At 68.1% G+C, this 14,353-nt stretch carries 17 protein-coding genes and 1 tRNA gene; 10 read left to right on the forward strand and 8 right to left on the reverse strand.

Translation table 11 applies throughout. From position 1 onward, the window contains the following. Nucleotides 1-2 precede the first annotated feature (2 nt). Complete coding sequence (locus FDA38_RS37875; protein ID WP_137258976.1) at nucleotides 3-509, forward strand: GNAT family N-acetyltransferase; 507 nt, start codon at nucleotides 3-5, stop codon at nucleotides 507-509. 33 nt (nucleotides 510-542) lie between these two features. Here the strand turns inward: FDA38_RS37875 and mscL are convergent, their stop codons facing one another. The 4 genes from mscL to FDA38_RS37895 form a co-directional block, all read right to left on the reverse strand. Further along, entirely contained in the window at nucleotides 543-953 is a 411-nt protein-coding gene (gene mscL / locus FDA38_RS37880; protein WP_233715168.1) for a large conductance mechanosensitive channel protein MscL, read from the reverse strand. 104 nt (nucleotides 954-1,057) lie between these two features. After that, nucleotides 1,058-1,669, reverse strand: a complete 612-nt coding sequence (gene cpaB / locus FDA38_RS37885) for a Flp pilus assembly protein CpaB (protein WP_233715169.1) — start codon at nucleotides 1,667-1,669, stop codon at nucleotides 1,058-1,060. Nucleotides 1,670-1,724: 55 nt separating this feature from the next. Then, entirely contained in the window at nucleotides 1,725-2,057 is a 333-nt protein-coding gene (locus tag FDA38_RS37890; RefSeq protein WP_137258977.1) for an FmdB family zinc ribbon protein, read from the reverse strand. Between the two features lie 77 nt (nucleotides 2,058-2,134). After that, complete coding sequence (locus tag FDA38_RS37895) at nucleotides 2,135-2,596, reverse strand: DUF1203 domain-containing protein (RefSeq protein WP_137258978.1); 462 nt, start codon at nucleotides 2,594-2,596, stop codon at nucleotides 2,135-2,137. A 78-nt stretch (nucleotides 2,597-2,674) separates the two neighbouring features. Here FDA38_RS37895 and FDA38_RS37900 point away from each other — a divergent pair, with 78 nt between their 5' ends. Beyond that, nucleotides 2,675-5,215, forward strand: coding sequence for a penicillin acylase family protein (locus FDA38_RS37900; protein ID WP_137258979.1), 2,541 nt, complete (start codon nucleotides 2,675-2,677; stop codon nucleotides 5,213-5,215). Nucleotides 5,216-5,218: 3 nt separating this feature from the next. Here FDA38_RS37900 and FDA38_RS37905 read toward each other — a convergent pair whose 3' ends face one another. Genes FDA38_RS37905 through FDA38_RS37915 form a run of 3 tightly spaced genes read right to left on the reverse strand, consistent with a single transcriptional unit; the run spans nucleotide 5,219 to nucleotide 7,726 of the window. Beyond that, nucleotides 5,219-6,277: a serine hydrolase domain-containing protein gene (locus FDA38_RS37905; RefSeq protein WP_137258980.1), complete on the reverse strand. Its 1,059-nt coding sequence runs from the start codon at nucleotides 6,275-6,277 to the stop codon at nucleotides 5,219-5,221. Beyond that, on the reverse strand, nucleotides 6,277-7,173 hold the full coding sequence (locus FDA38_RS37910) for an aminoglycoside phosphotransferase family protein (RefSeq protein ID WP_137258981.1): 897 nt from the start codon (nucleotides 7,171-7,173) through the stop codon (nucleotides 6,277-6,279). The genes FDA38_RS37905 and FDA38_RS37910 overlap by 1 nt, the downstream gene beginning before the upstream one ends. Continuing rightward, on the reverse strand, nucleotides 7,166-7,726 hold the full coding sequence (locus FDA38_RS37915; RefSeq protein ID WP_233715170.1) for a 5-formyltetrahydrofolate cyclo-ligase: 561 nt from the start codon (nucleotides 7,724-7,726) through the stop codon (nucleotides 7,166-7,168). Before FDA38_RS37915 ends, FDA38_RS37910 begins: the two co-directional genes overlap by 8 nt. 65 nt (nucleotides 7,727-7,791) lie before the next feature. Between FDA38_RS37915 and FDA38_RS37920 the strand changes: the two genes are divergently transcribed. The 8 genes from FDA38_RS37920 to FDA38_RS37955 all read left to right on the forward strand — a co-directional run bounded on the left by FDA38_RS37920 (nucleotide 7,792) and on the right by FDA38_RS37955 (nucleotide 13,508). Beyond that, on the forward strand, nucleotides 7,792-9,180 hold the full coding sequence (locus FDA38_RS37920; RefSeq protein ID WP_137258982.1) for a UTP--glucose-1-phosphate uridylyltransferase: 1,389 nt from the start codon (nucleotides 7,792-7,794) through the stop codon (nucleotides 9,178-9,180). A gap of 19 nt (nucleotides 9,181-9,199) precedes the next feature. After that, the gene (locus FDA38_RS37925) at nucleotides 9,200-9,670 is read left to right on the forward strand and encodes a GNAT family N-acetyltransferase (protein ID WP_137258983.1); all 471 of its coding nucleotides are present in this window, start codon (nucleotides 9,200-9,202) and stop codon (nucleotides 9,668-9,670) included. Nucleotides 9,671-9,680: 10 nt separating this feature from the next. Beyond that, nucleotides 9,681-10,907, forward strand: coding sequence for a molybdotransferase-like divisome protein Glp (glp, locus tag FDA38_RS37930; protein ID WP_137258984.1), 1,227 nt, complete (start codon nucleotides 9,681-9,683; stop codon nucleotides 10,905-10,907). Continuing rightward, on the forward strand, nucleotides 10,904-11,386 hold the full coding sequence (moaC, locus tag FDA38_RS37935; protein WP_137258985.1) for a cyclic pyranopterin monophosphate synthase MoaC: 483 nt from the start codon (nucleotides 10,904-10,906) through the stop codon (nucleotides 11,384-11,386). Before glp ends, moaC begins: the two co-directional genes overlap by 4 nt. Further along, complete coding sequence (locus tag FDA38_RS37940; protein WP_137258986.1) at nucleotides 11,383-11,871, forward strand: MogA/MoaB family molybdenum cofactor biosynthesis protein; 489 nt, start codon at nucleotides 11,383-11,385, stop codon at nucleotides 11,869-11,871. Before moaC ends, FDA38_RS37940 begins: the two co-directional genes overlap by 4 nt. Beyond that, a complete protein-coding gene (locus tag FDA38_RS37945) occupies nucleotides 11,871-12,488 on the forward strand; it encodes a GNAT family N-acetyltransferase (protein WP_137258987.1) in 618 nt (205 codons plus the stop codon). Before FDA38_RS37940 ends, FDA38_RS37945 begins: the two co-directional genes overlap by 1 nt. A 97-nt stretch (nucleotides 12,489-12,585) precedes the next feature. Then, nucleotides 12,586-13,362, forward strand: a complete 777-nt coding sequence (sepX, locus tag FDA38_RS37950) for a divisome protein SepX/GlpR (RefSeq protein ID WP_137258988.1) — start codon at nucleotides 12,586-12,588, stop codon at nucleotides 13,360-13,362. A 73-nt stretch (nucleotides 13,363-13,435) separates the two neighbouring features. Beyond that, a tRNA-Ala gene (locus FDA38_RS37955) sits at nucleotides 13,436-13,508 on the forward strand. Nucleotides 13,509-13,721: 213 nt separating this feature from the next. On the opposite strand, the gene FDA38_RS37960 is transcribed toward FDA38_RS37955, so the two are convergent. Next, nucleotides 13,722-14,309 (reverse strand): TetR/AcrR family transcriptional regulator, encoded by a 588-nt coding sequence (locus FDA38_RS37960; protein WP_137258989.1) that lies wholly within the window; start codon nucleotides 14,307-14,309, stop codon nucleotides 13,722-13,724. Nucleotides 14,310-14,353 lie beyond the last annotated feature (44 nt).

Genomic DNA, 14,353 nt, shown 5'->3' on the forward strand with positions numbered 1-14,353 from the left:
GCGTGGAACTTCGGGGGTTTTCCGACGGGTACGGCGTCGAGGTCGCGAGCTGGGCCGTCGATGCGAAGGAAGTGGCGTTGCTGTCCGGGCGGGTGGAGTACCCCTTCCCGGATGATCTGCGGACGAGCTGGCGGACGGTCGAGGAGGACATCCACTCCTATCTGCTGTTCGACGGCGAGCAGCCGGTGGGCTACGGCGAGATCTGGCTGGACGACGAGGAGGACGAGGTCGAGCTCGCCCGGATCATCGTGGACCCGAAGCTCCGGGGTCGCGGGGTCGGCGGAGAACTCGTCAAGGCGTTGCTCGGACCGGCACTGGACGCCGGCTACTCGGAGGTCTTCCTGCGGGTCCGCCCGGAGAACGCGGCGGCGATCCGCGCCTACCACGGCAGCGGTTTCGTCGACGTGCCCGCGGCCTTGATGGAGGAGTGGAACGACGGTCAGCCGGTCCCGTACCGCTGGATGCGGTACGCCGGTGAGCAGGTGGACGCCGGCGAGCTCAGGGGCTGAGGTTTACGCGCCCACCTGCGGCGACGGCAGGCCTTATGGCTGGCGGGTGCGGAGCAGGTCGCGGATCTCGGTCAGCAGCTCCTGGTCGGCGGTGAGCGGGGTGGTCTCCGGCTCGGGCTCCTCGCCGCGCCTGCGGCGCTCGGCGAGCTTGTTCAGCGGCATCACGATGAAGAAGTAGACCGCGATGGCGACGAACAGGAAGTTCAGCGCGGCCTGCAGGATGAGGCCGATCGAGAACTTCGCGCCGTTGATCTCGAAGTTCCAGACGCCGCTGATATCGGTCTTGCCGAAGATCGCTGCGATGAACGGGTTGATGAAGCCGTCCACGAGCGCATTGACGATCTTGGTGAACGCTGCGCCGATGACGACGGCGACCGCGAGGTCGATGACGTTCCCGCGCATGACGAATTCTTTGAAGCCCTTGAGCATGTGGGTTGCCTCCACGAAGCGGGTGGTTTGTACCCGAGAAACGTAGGGCCGCGGGCTGCCCAGAGCGAGGTACCGCGCCGCGCGGCAACGCATCGTGCCCTCAGCTGTCCGCTGAGTGATCAGCTCGTGTCGGGCGTCAGCGCGACAGTGATGCGCGAGTTCGTACTGGCCTGGGCCAGTCGGGTCGCGATCTCCGGCGTTGCCGCGACCACGATCAGCGCGCCGGCCGTGGCCGACCGAGGCGCCGGCAGAGCGATGACGGGAACGCTTCGGGCCAGGAGGCCGGCAGCGGCCGTACTCGTTGCGGCGTACAGATTGATGTGGTCGCCGACCCGTAGGAGAGCGCTGATGTCGGCGTCGTCGACGCGGAACGGATAGGCGAGAGAGCCGGACGGCACGGCTGGTGGCCCCAGGAATCTGGCGTCGGTGAGTGGCTCGCCTGCTCTGACCGGTCCGCTCAGCAGCCGCGCGGTCAGATCGGCGCCCGGTCTGAGGGCACCGGAAGGCACAGCGCCCGGCGGTAGTTCGACGGTACGCAGGTCGTCGTGCGTGGGCACGGCTCCGCCGGTCAGGTCGCGCGCGGCGGCCAGCACCGCGACTGTCGGCGGGGGCGAAGGGGAGAGGGCTAGAAGGCCGAAGTACACAGCGGCCGCGGCGGCAACGCCGGCCAGCAGTCGACGGTGCCAACGGGCGGCACGGAGCAGATCACGAAGTGGGGAAGGGATTTTCATGCCGGAGAAGATACGAACTTCTCCGGCGTCCCTTCCGGTTATCCACAGAAAAGATTCAGGCGGCGCTGGTGCTCGAGGAGGACGAGCTTCCCGAGGAGGAGCTGCCCGACGAGGAGTCCTTCGAGGTCGACGACGACTTCGACGACTCGGACGAGCCGCCGGAGCCGGCCGAGGACGACTCGGACTTCGCCGGCACCGAGCTCTTGCCGGACGAGCGGCTGTCGGTCCGGTAGAAGCCGGAGCCCTTGAACACGACGCCCACGGCGTTGAAGACCTTGCGGAGGTTGCCCTGGCAGTTCGGGCACACGGTCAAAGCATCGTCCGTGAAGCTCTGGCGCACCTCGAGCGCTTCACCACAGTCGGTGCACTGGTACTGGTACGTCGGCACGGTCGGTTCCCTTCAAGCCGCTGGCACTCCTACTACCCGACTGCTAATAATGCGCCAGCGGCCCGAAGTATTCCAACTCAGCCCTGTCGGCGCACCGTGAAGTTCCAGCATCCGGCCACCACATTGCGCACCTGAACGGTGTCCACGGCCGGATCCTCGAACAGTAGTTTGAGCTCCGTTTCGCTCGTCCCAGGCTCTGCGACGACACCGTCCAGCATCTGACCGGCGGCGTCGTACGGCCGCAGTACCGCCTGCCGGTCCCGGAAGTCGATCGGGAAGCCCTCGTCCGGACCCGGGCAGTCCGTCACGTGCACGAACACCGGCCCGATCTCGGCGTACGGGCCGCCGACCGTCATCGGGCGGTGTGCGACCAGCGTGATCCGCTCACCGGCGCCCGCGAGCGTCAGGCAGCAGCGCAGCGGCTCGCCGCCTTCCGACGTCCGCGGAACGACGGCGTTTCCGAAATCGTCGTAGCTGTTGCAGCGAATGCGGTCCAGCTCGGAACCGGGGACGCCTTCATACCTCAACTCTGCGTTCATGTCGAGGGAACGCAGAGCAACGCAAAGTTGTGAGGGACCCCATTTGGGGTGCGCGGGCGGATTCTCTACGGTTGGTCCGTGCCTCGCCTGCTTCGACTCGTCGTCATCAGCGGAATCGCCCTCGCCACGGTCCTCGTGGTGATCGCCGGGACCGTGATCTTCGTCGTCCGCCACTCGTTCCCGACGTACGACGGATCGATCGATCTGAATGGTCTCGACGGCGACGTCAACGTGGTCCGGGACGCGAACGGGATCCCGCAGATCTACGCCGACACCCCGGCCGACCTGTTCGCCGCGCAGGGCTATGTGGCCGCGCAGGACCGGTTCTTCGAGATGGACTTCCGCCGGCACGTCACCGCCGGCCGGCTGAGTGAGCTGTTCGGCAAGGACGCGCTCGAGACCGACAAGTTCGTCCGGACCCTCGGCTGGCGGCGCGTCGCGGAGCAGGAGCTGCCGCTGCTCAACCCGAGCACCCGTGAGTACCTCGACGACTACGCCCGCGGCGTCAACGCGTACCTGTCGAAGCACAGCGGCTCCGGCCTCAGCCTGGAGTACGGCATCCTCTCCCTGCAGCCCGGCGGGCCGAAGAACTACACCCCGGAGCCCTGGACCGCGGCGGACTCGCTGTCCTGGCTCAAGGCGATGGCGTGGGACCTCGGCGGCAACCTGGACGAGGAGATCACCCGGACCAAGCTGCTGGCCGCGTTCCCGGCCCGCAACATCGAGAGCCTCTACCCGCAGTACCCGTACGACCGGAACCAGCCGATCATGTCCAGCGGCTCGATCGGCACGGACGGCAAGTTCACCACGGCGCCGGTGAGCCCCGAGCTCCGCCGCGGCATGCTGACCCAGGACCTGCTCAAGTCACTCGACTCCGTGCAGAGTGTCGCGAAGGGGCTGCCCGAGCTGCTCGGCCAGGGCGACGGCGTCGGTTCGAACTCCTGGGTGGTCTCCGGCGACCACACCACGACCGGCAAGCCGCTGCTGGCCAACGACCCGCACCTGGGCGCGACCATGCCGGGCATCTGGACGCAGGTCGGTCTGCACTGCAACAGCGTCGGCAAGGCCTGCCCGTTCGACGTCTCCGGCTTCAGCTTCTCCGGTCTGCCCGGTGTGGTGATCGGCCACAACAACGCGATCTCCTGGGGCTTCACCAACCTCGACCCCGACGTCCAGGACCTGTACCTGGAGCGGATCGACGGCAACAACGTTCTCTACAACAACAAGTGGCGCGCGATGGCCACCCGCGAGGAGACGTTCAAGGTGGCCGGCGAGGACAAGCCGGTGAAGATCACCGTCCGCGAGACCAGGCACGGTCCGCTCATCTCCGACGTCGGTGAGGACGAGCGCAAGGTCGGCGAGCAGGCCGCGGCACAGGCGAAGTACCCGACGGCGTACGGCGTCGCACTGCAGTGGACCGCGCTGAATCCGGGCAAGACCGCCGACGCGCTGTTCGCGATCAACACAGCTCAGAACTGGACCGAGTTCCGCGCCGCCGCGCAACAGTTCCAGGTCCCCTCGCAGAACCTGGTGTACGCCGACACCGACGGCCACATCGGCTACCAGTCGCCCGGACTGATCCCGATCCGCGCAACGGGTCGCGGGGACTGGCCCGTGCCCGGCTGGGACCCGAAGTACTACTGGAAGGGCTACATACCCTTCGATGCGTTGCCGACCGAGTTCGATCCACCGGGCGGGATCATCGTCACCGCCAACCAGGCCGTGGTGCCGAACACGTACACCTACTACCTGACGAACACCTGGGACTACGGCTACCGAAGTCAGCAGATCCTCGACCGGATCAAGTCCGCCGGCAAGCTGGACGCGAACGCGATGGCGTCGATCCAGCTGGACACCAAGAACAAGGCCGCGGAGATGCTGGTGCCGTACCTGCTCCGGATCAGCATCGACGACGCGTTCGAGAAGCAGGGCCAGGACACCCTGCGGAACTGGGACTTCACCCAGCCGCCGGACTCCGCCGCGGCCGCGTACTTCAACGTGGTCTGGCGCAACCTGCTCGCGCTGACCTTCCATGACCAGCTCCCGGAGGGCACCTGGCCGGACGGCGGTTCACGCTGGTTCGAGGTGATCCACACCCTGCTCGGCCAGCCCAACAGCGGCTGGTGGGACAACATCGGCACTCCGCAGAAGGAGAGCCGCGACGACATCCTGCGCGAGGCCCTGGTCAACGCGCGGACCGAGATCACCCAGAAGATGGCGCGGGAGCCGGTCAACTGGCAGTGGGGCAAGCTGCACAAGCTCACGCTGACCAACCAGACGCTGGGCAAGTCCGGGATCGGACTGGTCGAGAAGATCTTCAACCGCGGCCCCTACCAGCTCGGCGGAGGTACGTCGATCGTCGACGCGACCGCCTGGGACGCCTCCGAGGGGTACGACGTGACCGCGACCCCGTCGATGCGCATGGTCGTCGACCTGTCGGACTTCGACCAGTCCCGCTGGGTGAACCTGACAGGTGTGTCCGGGCACGCGTTCTCGTCCAACTACACCGATCAGACGAAGTTGTGGGTCAAGGGCGAGACGCTGCAGTGGGCCTACACGAAGGGCGCCGTCGAGGCGACCCGCAAGCACTCACTGACCTTCACCAAGCCGGATCGGTAGCTGTCACCAGGCGGGCGCGCTGGCCTCGGCGAACAGTTCTTCCGGCCAGGTCCAGAGCGCTCGCTGGGTCAGCAGGATCGAGATGGTCCCGTCCGCGGGCGTGGTCGACCACAGCGAGCCCAGTCCGCCTGCCCAGCCGTACCGGTCGCTGCCGACGGACATGCCGTAGCCCCAGCCGGTGTCCGGTCCGAGGAAGCCGGCCGCACCCTCGCGCTGCGCCGGCGTGAGCTGGTCGGTCGTCATCTCCGCGATGGCAGCCGGTGAGAGCAGCCCGCCGCTCAGGAGCATCCGCGTGAAGGCGTGGAAGTCGTCGACGGTCGAGACCAGCCCACCACTGGCGTCCGGGAACGGCGGCGGCGTCAGCCATTGGCTACCCGCGGCCGGATCCAGTACGTCGTCCCCGACGTACGCCGTGGTCAGCCGAGCGGGATCCATCGCCGTGAACCCGGTGTCGCGCATTCCGAGCGGTTCGAAGATCCGCTCGCGGAGGAACTCCTCCAGCGGCTGACCTGCAACCCGTGCGATCAGTACGCCGAGCACGTGGGAGCCGGTCGAGTACAGCCAGTGCTCGCCCGGCTGGTACTGCAGCGGCAGCGTCGCCAGCCGCCGCATCCACTCGTCCGGCTCCAACCCGGTCCGCGGTACAGGTGGTCCGAACGTGTGGAGATCGAGCTCCTCCTCACGCTGCCGCAGCGCAGGGTTGTCCGACTCACCCAGCCCGAGCCGGAACGTCAGCAGGTCCCGCGTCGTGATCGGCCGCGCCGCCGGCACCGTGTCGTCCAGAGGCCCGTCCGGCTGCCGCAGTACGACGGGATGCGCCAGCTCCGGCAGTACGTCGGCAACCGGTGCGTCCATGGTCAGCCGCAGCTCGTCGACGAGGATCATGGTCGCGGCGGCAACGATCGACTTGGTGAACGACGAGACCCGGAACAGGCTGTCCCGCTGCAGCTCCGGCCCGTCGTACGCCGTTCTGCCGAGCACCTCGACCCGGGTTTCGTCACCGCGGCTGATGAGACTGATGAGTCCGGGTACCACGCCGTTGTCGACGTACGTCTGTAGCATCAGCTCAGTCCACCAGCGAACGGCATCGCGCGCCACTGGGTCGCGAACATCCGGATCCCGTCGGCCAGTTCCGGGATCAGCGGGACCAGCGGGGTGCAGACGAGGACCTGCAGGGCGCGGGCCAGATCCACCACCTGCTGGATCTTCGGGTCGAGCGTCGGCAGATCGCGAGTCCGCGCCGCCTCGTCGTACGCCCGGTACAGCTCCGGTCCGAAGCCGGCGACGTCCCACTCGATCGGTCCGAGTGTCGCGTCCTCGAAGTCGGCCCAGAGCGGCCCGTCGACGGTGGTGATCAGGTTCCACGACGGGGCGTCGCCGTGGATCGGCTGCACGGTCGCCGACGGGAAGACCGCCTCGAACCCGGACCGACTGGTCAGGACTGGCTCCAGCACCTTCCACTCGGCTCTGGCTCGGTCGACGTCGTCCTGCTCGAGCAGACCGGGCACAGCCTCGGCGGCCTCCAGACCTGGACCGATCAGCCGCAGCGGGGTCATCCAGGCGAGTTCACCTGGGTAGTCCGCGAGCTGGGCGTGCAGCTCCGGCACGCGAGCCGTGGCGCCGAAGTGGTCGGGCTCGGCGGTCTGGTCCACTTCCACGTACGTCCAGAAGGTCATGGACAACCCGTCCCGCTCCACCGGCCGGCGAGGCACCAGCGGAGTCGGCTGCACGACGGGCGCGCCATGCGCAGCCAGCCAGGTGACGACATCCAGTTCGCGCTGCTGACGGCGTACGGCGGGTTCGGGGTCCTTCATGCCGTCCGGGAGGTTCATCGGTACCCGCGCGACCACAGGCGACGGCTGTAGATGAACGACCGTGGAGAAGGCGGTGTAGAGCACCCGAGGGTCGGTGACGGTCAGGCCGAGGGAGCGTGCGGCTTCGACCGCGGTCTCAGTCATCTCCTGATCTTTGCAGCGGGATCAAACGAGTTGGTGTGAGCGCAGCGTCCACCGGGTGGTCGTGCGCGTCGGACGGCAGGGCATCCACGATCTCGGCGTCGTACACGGCGGCCCAGACCGGCGTACCAGGTCGGATCCGGCCGAGTGCGCGGTCGTACGAACCTCCGCCGCGGCCCAGGCGTACTCCGTCGCGGGCGACGGCTACGGCGGGGCAGATGACCAGATCGGCAGTAGCGATGGCGTCCGAGCCCAGATCGGTCGGCGGCTCGGACAGGCCGAGCCGACCGGGCACCAGGTCAGCCGCACCGGGCGCGATGCCCCAGCCGAGGTCGTTGTCGGCGTACAGGATCGGCAGCAGTACCTCGCGGTCGGTCGCGAGCAGCCAGTCGATCAGCGCGCCAGTCTGCGGCTCCGGGCCCATCGATACGTACAGAGCGACCCGGTGGACGTCGGGCAGCACCTGCTTGGCGCAGGTCAGCAGCCCTTCCGCATGGGGGCGCTGCTCCCGGGTACCGAGGAAATGTTGCCGCGCCGTGGCCTTCGACTGAAACACGAACTGATCGTATGAGGGTGACGCGGGCAACACTCGGATTGGTGGCTGTCCCCTAGGGTTGGTGCATGGGTGAGGTGGGTCTCAGACAAGCGCAGGAGAAGATGCGTGCAGCCGGTGCTGCCGACGTTGCAATACGCGTCTTCACGCACTACTACCAGCTGCTCGAATCGGGGCAGCAGGGGAAGATCCACGAGGCCGACATCGAACCGGTCGGCGAGCTGCCGCACCTCGATCACCTGGACACCGATCCGGACGCCATGCGCGCCGCGCTCGCCGAGACGGTCGTCATCAAGCTCAACGGCGGCCTCGGTACGTCGATGGGCGTCACCGGCCCGAAGTCCGCGCTGCCGGTCAAGGACGGGCTGAGCTTCCTCGACATCATCGCCCGGCAGATCCTGAGCACCCGGGGCAAGTACGACGTACCGCTGCCGCTGGTGCTGATGAACTCGTTCCGCACCAAGACCGAGTCGCTGCAGATCCTGAGCGAGTACGACGGCCTGGCGATCGACGGGCTGCCGCTCGACTTCCTGCAGAACATGGAGCCGAAGCTGCTCGCCGACGACCTGACGCCGGCCGAGTGGGAGCCGGACCCGGAGCTGGCCTGGTGCCCGCCGGGCCACGGCGACCTGTTCACCGCGTTGGTTGCCTCCGGCACCCTTGATGCGCTGCGCGAGCACGGCTTCCGGCACGCGTTCATCTCGAACGCCGACAACCTCGGCGCGACACCGGATCCGCGGATCGCCGCCTGGATGGCGGAACATACCGTACCGTTTGGTATGGAGGTCTGCCGGCGCACCCGCTCCGACCGCAAGGGCGGCCACGTCGCGGTGCGCAAGTCCGACGGCCGGCTGATCCTGCGGGACAGCGCACAGGTCGCCGAGGAGGACACGCAGTACTTCCAGGACGTCACCCGGCACAAGACGTTCAACACCAACAACCTGTGGATCGACCTGGACCGGCTCGCCGAGCTGATGGACGGGCACGACGGGATCCTCGGCCTGCCGATCATCGTGAACCGCAAGACCGTCGACCCGGCCGACCCGTCCTCGCCGAAGGTGATCCAGCTCGAGACCGCGATGGGTACCGCGATCGAGACGTTCGAGGGTTCGCAGGCCGTGATCGTCGACCGCAGCCGGTTCAAGCCGGTGAAGACCACGAACGACCTGCTCGTACTGCGTTCCGACGTCTACGAGCTCGACGAGGCTGGCGACCTGACCACGACGCACGAGGGCGACGAGCCGTACGTCGACCTGGACCCGGAGTTCTTCAAGATCCTCGCCGACTTCGACCTCCGGTTCGCGGCCGGGCCGCCCTCGCTGGTCCGGGCCGACCGGCTCGAGGTGCGCGGTGACGTTGCCTTCGGCAAGGATGTGGTGGTGGTCGGGGACGTCGAGGTGGAGGCGCCGGCCGGTGAGCGCCGGGTCATCCCGGACGGGACCGAACTGAGCAACTGAACGCTTCGGGGGGAGTGCGATGGACGACCTGCTGATCAGGCCGTTGGAGCCGTCCGACACGGACGAGGCCGCCGCGGTGTGGTGGCGCTCGCGCCATGCTGACGATTCGCAGCTGCCGCCGGCGATCCATACGGCCGCGGAGGTGGCGACCTGGTTCGCGGACGTGCTGCTGCCGGACGCGGAGACCTGGGTGGCGCTCGACGACGACCGGATCGTCGCAGTGCTGACGCTCGACGGCGACGACCTCGACCAGCTGTACGTCGTACCGGAGGCGGCCGGTCAGGGCATCGGATCGACCCTCGTGGACCTCGCCAAGGACCTCCGGCCTGGCGGACTGGCGCTCTGGACCTTCCAGACCAACACCCACGCCCAGTCCTTCTACAAAGCCCACGGCTTCGTCGAGGTACGCCGTACCGATGGCGCTGCCAACGAGGAACGCGCGCCCGACGTGCGGATGACCTGGGGCAACCACCCGGAGGGTGTGGATTAGGGTCAGGCTCGTGAGACGGAGTGTTGATGAGCATCTGGAGGCTGTACTCGGCCGTGTGACGCCTCTGCCCGCGTTCGACCAGCCTTTGATGGACGCGGTCGGGCTGGTGCTGTGCGAGGACATCGTCTCGGGGGTGAGTCTGCCGGGGTTCGACAACTCGGCCATGGACGGGTACGCCGTCCAGGCCGGTGACCTGGCCGGTGCCTCGGACGAGAACCCGATCGCCCTGCCGGTAGTAGGGGAGTTCCGGGCCGGCCGAAGCCAGCCGATCGTGGTGACGCCCGGTACCTGTGTACGGATCATGACGGGCGCGCCGATGCCGCGCGGCGCGGACAGCGTCGTACCGGTCGAGTGGACCGACGGTGGGACGGTCAACGTCCGCATCACCCAGCAGCCGCCGGTCGGCGGTTCGGTACGGCACGCCGGTGAGGACGTGACGGCCGGAGTGCAGGTGCTGGACCGCGACACGATCCTGGGGCCGCGGCAGATTGCCGTACTCGCAGCGGTCGGCCGGGCGCGGGTGAAGGCTCGTCCGCGACCGCGGGTCGTGGTGATCTCCACCGGCGCCGAGTTGCGTGAGCCGGGGAGCCGGCTGGGCGACGGGCAGATCTACGACTCGAACAGCTACACCATGGCCGCGTGTGCGCGGGACGCCGGAGCGGTCGTCTACCGCGTCGGCATCGTTGACGACGACCCCAAGCGGATCATGGACACGCTCTCGGACCAGTTGGTGCGTGCTGACCTGGTCATCACCACAGGTGGCGTCAGCATGGGCGCGTACGACGTGGTGAAGGAGGAGCTGTCCAAGCTGGGCACTGTGGACTTCCCGCAGGTCGCGATGCAGCCGGGGAAGCCGCAGGGGTTCGGTGTGATCGGTGAGGACGAGGTGCCGATCTTCACGCTGCCGGGCAACCCGGTGTCGGCGTACGTGTCGTTCGAGGTGTTCGTACGGCCCGCACTGCGCAAGATGATGGGGCAGATGCCGTACCGGCGCGCACTGGTCCCGGGAGTGACGCTGGACGGGTTCAGCTCGCCCGCGGGGCGGCGGCAGTTCGTCCGCGCCACGGCCACCTCCGGCGACCAGGGCTGGATGGCCAGTACAGTCGGCGGGCACGGCTCGCACCTGCTCGGCGGGTTGAGCCGCGCGAACGCACTGATCATCGTGCCCGAGGACGTCACCGCAGTACGGGCCGGCGATCAAGTCGAGCTCATGTTGCTGGACGAGGAGACCGGATGACCGAGCCGCCTGCCGGGCTGACCCATGTCGACGAGACCGGGGCCGCGCGGATGGTCGACGTGTCGGCCAAGGACGTGGGGAGCCGGCGAGCTGTTGCCAGCGGCAAGGTTCTGGTCTCGGCCGAGGTGGTGACCGCGCTGCGCGGCGACGGCGTACCGAAGGGTGACGCGCTCGGTGTCGCCCGGATCGCCGGGATCATGGGTGCGAAGCGGACGCCGGACCTGGTCCCGCTGTGTCACCCGATCGCGATCACCGGCGCCAAGGTCGACCTCGAGGTCGCGGACGACGCCGTACTGATCCGGGCGCAGGTGAAGACGACCGACCGCACCGGTGTCGAGATGGAAGCTCTGACCGCGGTTGCGGTCGCGGGGCTGGCTGTGATCGACATGGTGAAGGCGCTGGATCCGGCGGCAGTGCTGACCGACGTACGGGTGGAGTTGAAAGAGGGCGGCAAGACCGGGCACTGGGAGCGGCCGTGAGAGCGCTTGTCGTCAGCGTGTCCAACCGTGCGGCCGCTGGGATCTACACCGACACCACAGGTCCACTGATCGCGTCACGGCTGGCGGAGTGGGGCTTTGAGGTGTCCGGGCCGTCTGTCGTCCCTGACGGTGCACCGGTCGGCGATGCGTTGCGTGCCGCGGTCGAGGCGTCGTACGACGTCGTGCTGACGACGGGTGGCACCGGGATCTCGCCGACCGACGAGACGCCGGAGCAGACGGCTGCTGTGCTGACGAAGGTCGTGCCGGGGATTGCCGAAGCGATCCGGGCGTACGGCGTCGCCAACGGAGTACCGACAGCCGCACTGTCCCGTGGACTGGCCGGAGTCGCAGGTACTACGGTCATCGTCAACCTGCCCGGCTCGCGTGGCGGGGTGAAGGACGGTCTCGCCGTACTGGAACCGCTACTGCGACATGCGGTCGAGCAGGTACACGGTGGGGACCATGTGCGGACGGACACCGACTGATGGCAATCGTGCACTGGCCTGTCGAGTTGCAGCACGGACAGGTCGGACTGCGCCCGTTGCGGGCGGGTGACGGCGGCGAGTGGGCCGCTGCACGCCAGCGGAACGTCAGCTGGCTGCGGCCCTGGGACGCGACCCAGCCGCCCGGTGCGGAGGACGGTGCACGCACCTTCCGAGCCATGGCACGTGACTGGAACCGGCAGGCGCGGTACGGACGCATGCTCCCGTTCGTCATCACGTACGGCGGTGCAGCCGGCGTCGGGGCCCGGTCGAAGTGGCCGCTGGTCGGACAGCTCACGGTCTCCGGCATCACCTACGGCTCGGCCCGCTGGGCGAATCTCGGCTACTGGGTCGACGAGCAGTACGCCGGTCGCGGGATCGTGCCGACCGCCGTCGCGATGGCCGCCGACCACTGCTGGTTCACCCTCGGCCTGCACCGGATCGAAGTCGCGATCCGCCCGGAGAACAAGGCAAGTCTGCGCGTGGTGGAGAAGCTCGGCTTCCGGTACGAAGGCGAGCGGCCGCGGTTCCTGCACATCGACGGCGACTGGCGCGACCACCGCATCTTCGCGCTCAACATCGAAGAGGTCGGGCCCGGTCTCGTAGCGCGACTGCGCTGACTACGGTGCGTGCTATTCACATCAGTCACACGAGTCTTCTTGCGACACACCGTCTCACGTACCTCATCTGGCCCCCGCCGCACCTTAGCGTCGTCGCATGGGGACGACAGGGCTGATCTATGTGGCGATCGTCGCCGCCTGGGCCGCCTACCTCGTCCCGATGTGGCTGAAGCGGGGCGACGAAGCGCGGCGGCAACCGGTGGTGCCGTCATCCGCCGAAGCGCGGGTGCTCTCCCGCGACCCGTCGCGACCGCGGTACGTCGTACGCCCGCCCGGAGCGACCGCCGCCGACGACCCGTCGCCGCCGCAGCGGTACGTCCCCAACCGAGCCCGCCGGGTGGCCGCAATGCGCCGTCGGCGGGTGCTGTCGATCCTGACCCTTTCGCTGCTGTCGGTCGTCGCGCTGGCCGGACTCGCGATGGTGCCGTGGTGGTCGGTGGCGATTCCCGGCGCGTTCATCCTCGGCTTCGTCGTACTCACCCGGGTGCAGCTGCGGCGGCAGGCGCGGACCCGTGCGCGGATCGCTGCCGAACGGCGTACCCGCATCCAGGCCCAGCACGACCGCGGACCGGCCGGGAAGCCCGCGCCGTCGCCCGACGAGGAGATGACCATCGAGGTCAAGCTCCCCGAAGCGCCGGCGCCCGCCAAGCCCGCCGAGAAGCCTGCGGCCGAAGGCCTCTGGGACCCGGTGCCGGTGACGCTTCCGACGTACGTCCTGAAGGAGAAAGCACCCGACCGGACGGTGCGCACGATCTCCCTCACCGACGACGAAGTCTTCTCCAGTGCGCGGACGACGGACCCCGCCGAGAAGCCCGTCGTCGCCGAGCGCGCCGAGCCCGAAGAACACGAGGTGAAACGCGCCGTCGGCGACTGATATCCGGTTTTAGAACCCGGGGCTCTACGTGTTAGAGTTTCGCGGTCGCCAGGGAAACCAAGGCGACCAGCTCGGGGCTGTGGCGCAGTTGGTAGCGCGCTTCGTTCGCAACGAAGAGGCCAGGGGTTCGAATCCCCTCAGCTCCACGAAGGCGATGGGCGACTCGTGTCCGCGGAAAGCGCGGACCGGGTCGCCTTCTCTGTGTTGTGCGGCTGCGCTTCGCTTGCCGCGAGCGGGGGCTCCGCCACCCGCACCCCCTTGGGCCTTCGCTTCGCTCGGCGGGTTGGCTTGGGTTGGGTTCTGCGGTCAGCTCACTTGCTTGGCTCGGGTTGGCCGGTCGCTCACCTGCTTGGGGTGGGTTAGTTCTTGTCTGCGGTTGCGCCGTTTAGGGCTAGGTCGAGGATTGTGGTGACCTGGGACTTGGAGACGGGGCGGGTGTGGAGGAGTAGGCGGTAGTAGAGGGGGGCATAGAGGAGCTCTACCAGGTCGGGGAGGTTTACGTCTGGGCGGAGCTCTCCTGCCTGTTGGGCTTTTTGTAGGCGTTCTACGCAGAGGTCTACTCGGGGTTTGATGATGCTGGCTACTACGGCCGCGGCGATGTCGGGGTCGCTTTGGGCGGCGGCTATCAGGCCGCCGCTGTAGGCGGCGAAGGTTGGGTCGGTGAAGGCGGTGACGACCTGGTTCATCTGGGCGCGCAGGTCGGCCTTCAGGTTGCCGGTGTCGGGGAAGATCAGGGTGCTGCCGCCGCGCTCCTGGAGAGCCTCCAGGAGGATCGCGGCCTTCGAGGGCCACCAGCGGTAGATCGTCTGCTTGCCGACGCCGGCCCGTTTGGCGATGCCCTCCATGGTGAGGCCGCCGTACGTGTGCTTCAGGCACAGCTCGAGGGCGGCGTCCAGGATCGCCTGGCGGGCGCGCTCGCTACGACGTTCGGGGTTCGGGGTCGCCATACGTCCGAAGCTTACACAAGACGAGACGTTGTGTCTTGACAGTG

The sequence above is a fragment of the Kribbella jiaozuonensis genome (assembly GCF_005233875.1).
GTDB lineage: Bacteria > Actinomycetota > Actinomycetes > Propionibacteriales > Kribbellaceae > Kribbella > Kribbella jiaozuonensis.

What these genes read in the sequence shown, in the direction of transcription:
- FDA38_RS37960 (WP_137258989.1), bottom strand. Translation starts at nt 14,309, where the DNA reads ATGGCGACCCCGAACCCCGAACGTCGTAGCGAGCGCGCCCGCCAGGCG.
- FDA38_RS37905 (WP_137258980.1), bottom strand. Translation starts at nt 6,277, where the DNA reads ATGCTACAGACGTACGTCGACAACGGCGTGGTACCCGGACTCATCAGT.
- FDA38_RS37895 (WP_137258978.1), bottom strand. Translation starts at nt 2,596, where the DNA reads ATGAACGCAGAGTTGAGGTATGAAGGCGTCCCCGGTTCCGAGCTGGAC.
- FDA38_RS37945 (WP_137258987.1), top strand. Translation starts at nt 11,871, where the DNA reads ATGGCAATCGTGCACTGGCCTGTCGAGTTGCAGCACGGACAGGTCGGA.
- FDA38_RS37920 (WP_137258982.1), top strand. Translation starts at nt 7,792, where the DNA reads ATGGGTGAGGTGGGTCTCAGACAAGCGCAGGAGAAGATGCGTGCAGCC.
- cpaB (WP_233715169.1), bottom strand. Translation starts at nt 1,669, where the DNA reads ATGAAAATCCCTTCCCCACTTCGTGATCTGCTCCGTGCCGCCCGTTGG.
- sepX (WP_137258988.1), top strand. Translation starts at nt 12,586, where the DNA reads ATGGGGACGACAGGGCTGATCTATGTGGCGATCGTCGCCGCCTGGGCC.
- FDA38_RS37925 (WP_137258983.1), top strand. Translation starts at nt 9,200, where the DNA reads ATGGACGACCTGCTGATCAGGCCGTTGGAGCCGTCCGACACGGACGAG.
- moaC (WP_137258985.1), top strand. Translation starts at nt 10,904, where the DNA reads ATGACCGAGCCGCCTGCCGGGCTGACCCATGTCGACGAGACCGGGGCC.
- FDA38_RS37910 (WP_137258981.1), bottom strand. Translation starts at nt 7,173, where the DNA reads ATGACTGAGACCGCGGTCGAAGCCGCACGCTCCCTCGGCCTGACCGTC.